1 protein-coding gene is annotated in these 3,797 nt (G+C 60.3%); it reads left to right on the top strand.

Annotated elements, in window-relative coordinates:
- Positions 1 to 256: 256 nt before the first annotated feature.
- Positions 257 to 3,797: hypothetical protein (locus tag QZY07_RS26440; protein ID WP_295409272.1), on the top strand; the 3,541-nt coding region annotated here is incomplete at its 3' end.

Raw genomic sequence — 3,797 nt, 5'->3', positions numbered from 1 at the left:
TGGATCGTCACCTCCTGGCCGTTGTTGCTGATTAACTGTGCCGCCATCGCCTTGTCCCCGCCGGTGCTTGAGCCATGGGGTCAGTATCGCTCATTATCACATTTTTGCAAGGCACCACCGCCATCAACACTGGCCGAGCAGTTATGTCCGGAACGAGAAAGGCCATGCCAGTGAGGCCAAGGACAAGGCCAAGCCGCATGGTGCCGTGCTGTTCTCCCGCACGCCGGGACGCGGATGGTTGTTCACGCATTGGACAGTGTTTCTGCCTCTGGACGAGATCGAGGCGGTCGAGCGGGTTCGCTGTGAGGGCGACGACGATGTGCGCTTGACCCTACATGGCTATTTTTTCGTGGATGCCGGACGTCGTGGTGTCGATGGGCTTGAAGACTGCAACGGACGCACGCTCGATCCGGACGAGAGCGAGGCAGCGTTACGGCGAGCCTGGAATTGCGAACTGCTGCGCGCCAATGTGCTGCCACTTCTGATCCCGGCACTGGATGCCTTCTGTACCGAACAGGAACTGTCGGATGCGTCCAAGACCGCCTTGTCTCAGGCGCTGCTGCACACGTCGCTCTTTCAGCGCTTCCGTGCGGACCTCACGGCGCAGAAGAGCTGGCTGCGCGAGATCACCGCTGACGGGGTCGCCTGGGTCTGCTGTGGCACGGAACGCCGGGTGCTGTCTCTCCCAGCCCCGCCGCCGGACGATCCTGGCCGTGCCTGGCGGCTGTTTCCGGTGCTCGACTCGATCGCGAAGAGCTATCGATTGGCGGTGGAAGGCGCGCCGTACTTGCTTCATCCCTCGGTTAAAGCGCAATGGAGCGAGCAGCAACTTCTGGCGCTGATCGAATCGGTGAAGGCGCGCGAACTCTTCCAGGACATCAAGCGGCTGGACTACTTGAGTGGCTTTCTGGAAAGCGCGGCAGGTCCATATCTGGAGACGCTCTCCGTGAGATCGGCTGTTGCGGATCTTGTTCGCCAAGGTCTCATGCAACTGGGCGAGGAGGTTCTTGGGCGTCAAAAGAAACGCGTGAGCCGGATCGTCGCGCACCTGGATCCGTCACGTTGCTTCAATGTCGGCAAGGGCCTACCAGTCACTCTGCTGCGTGCTCTACTGTCCGCGCAGACCGACGCGCTTCCGCTCCCCGATCTGTTTTTTCCGGACACACCTCCCGGCTCTCCGACCTCAGCCCGATACGGGGCCAAGCTATCGGTATCCGATGCAACGCGCTTTCTGACCAAGGTCGAGGAGGTGTTGGGTCCAGACGCCGATGCCGATCAAGCGTTACAGGACGAGGCGCTCAAGCTGTCGTCGGCGCTGATTAAAGGCGTCGCCGATGGGCAGCGCACGCAACTCTTGCAGCGTTGCGCCGACCTGAGGGTTCTGGGCGGATTTGACTGTCGTCAGGGGCGGCGGGTACCGATCTCGGTGCAGGAAATCCGCGCCGCGAACAAAGCCGGACTGCTGTTCGGGATGTCGGAAGGTACGGTAGCAGCCAAACGCCTAGGGTTGGCCGCGGACCTTCAGGCCGTGTTGCCGCACGACCGGGTGCTCGTCATCACCAAAGAGACCGCGTCTCTATCGCTCGAAGGTCGGAGCGATGTTCCCTCGTGCGATGGAGGCGCGGTGCTCGCGGCACTGGGCGGGGGACCGCGCAGCATCGGCGGGATCGAAAAACGGGCGGCGCTGATCGGGAACAGTGGGACGCCGAGCAATGATTTGGAAACGCGAGGACTGCGCTTCCTGCTGCACGCGGACATCGACCATTTCGACGATGACGACCGCCTTTGGGTGTTGGGGCTGAGACAGGAACCGGTCTGGCAAAAGCTTTGGGCGCAGCTCGTTGGAGGCGATAAATCTCCTTGGAATCTGGTGGACGCGAAACTCACCGAACCGCTATCCAGAGCGGCAGGGAAAGCGGTGAACCTCCACGACATCAGTCAGCAGTCGGTCATCGATGAGATCGAAGATAAGGGCGTCTCGGCGCTGGATTCGACGGCTTTCGATCAGGATGATTGCGAGCAGATCCTGAAGGCGGTGAAGAACGATGCCCTGTGGGTCTCTCTCCCGTTCCATTGGACACGTCAGAACATCGCCATACCAGGGGACACAGTCAATGCCTACCTCGATTGCGGGCAGATCGATCTGAATGCCGAGCTCCGGCGTGGACTGCATCTGTTCGTGCTCAGTGACGACAAGGCGCTTGCGCAGCGGCAACAGGATCTACTGAGAAACCTGGACGAGGAGGTGGCCATCGAGATCGGCCTGCACCACCCAGAGGTACCGGGAGTGTGGAGGGTCATCCTGGACGCCTTGCAGACCCTCGCGGAGCGCGGTGAGTCTCTGTCAGGCGCCATAGTGCAACGACTCAAATCAGCCGAGTGGATCCCGAACGCTGCCGGTGCACACCTCAGGCCCGATGACATCATCGACCTGGACGCCGCCGAAGATGAACTGGATCGAATCCTGGCCCAGCATCCAGGGCTTTTCGTAACCCCTCGTGCGCTGTTGGCTGACGTGGTCGAGCATCCCGCCTATCCACGGTTACGCCAGGAGTCTTTCGCCCGAGACCAAGCCGGGTTGCAGCAACTGGGGCTTGTTCTGAGCGAGATCGCCGCCTACCGCCTTGGCCCCATCGAGCTGAAGAATACAACCGAACTCGAAGAGACTGCCCGTGTGCTTGGCGGCTATCGCCATGCCGGTTGGCAGCTACTCGCGGTACTCATTGAGCGCCAGGGGGCAAACGCCTGTCTCCAGAGTCTTCTGCCGTCGATGCGTGATCCGGTCGAGACTGGTGACTTGGTTGCACTGCTCAAGTGGATGGCTGACCAAGGCGGTGACAGACAAATTTTGCGGCGAGTGTTCGACCGCTACCTCAAGGTCTTTGCGGGGCAGCCTGACGCACGGGAAGCGTTGGGCGATTTGACACTGAGAAACAAGGAAGGTCATTGGAAACTCAGCAAGCAGCTGACCAGCGGCGTGACCGGTATTGCGGCGGCCCATGTCTTGGACGCAGAGCAGGCACAGATCCTGGCCGGGTGCATCGTCTCTGATCAGACGGACACGGATACATCAGCAAGTCGGCGGGATGTCGCCCATGCCTCCCAGACCTCTTCCGCTGGCCAAATCCTGCGTGACTACTTCGAGCCCTGGACCGTCCGGGTGGCACGCCCTTTGGTGGGTGTTCTCACCCTACTGTTCGGGGACGACCAGTCGGTCAAGGATCTCTGCCAAGATCTGTTGCATCCGCGTTCGCGGGACAAACTCATTGACCAACTGCCCTGGTTCATCCCTGGAACGGGGCAATGGCTGGCGGGTCTTTCCTTGTCCGAAGCGCTGAGTTTCTACCGCATGGCTGTCCGCGTGCATGACGGGGAGCAATTGCGGGTTCGCTCGATCCTTGATGAATTCATCTCAGTGGGTCTAGAGAAGAAGGTTCTCACGGTGTTTCTGGATCGCCCCAGCTACTTCCCCCTGCATCAGGAAGGGCAGTGCCGAGTCGAGCTGGTCTTGCGGCGGATCCCGATCGAGGACTACTCCGATTCACAGCTCTCGGAGATTCTCCGTGAATCGGTCACCTATCTGTTACGGTCGGTTTTCAATCAGCAAAGACCAAATCTGGACGATGTTTGGGAGGAAATGGATCAATCCGACCAAATCGATATCGAGCTGGCCAAGGCGCTGATCCTGGATCATGTCCCGGTTCATCTCAAGTACCTGGGGGCTCACAAGCATCCGGCAATACGCGCGGCGACCAACCAGTATCGCGAAAAGGAGATGCGCGAGAAGGAGTTCGCCG

Source organism: uncultured Thiocystis sp., from assembly GCF_903866365.1.
Classification (GTDB): Bacteria; Pseudomonadota; Gammaproteobacteria; order Chromatiales; family Chromatiaceae; genus Chromatium.
This window is presented reverse-complemented; position numbering and strand designations above follow the sequence as displayed.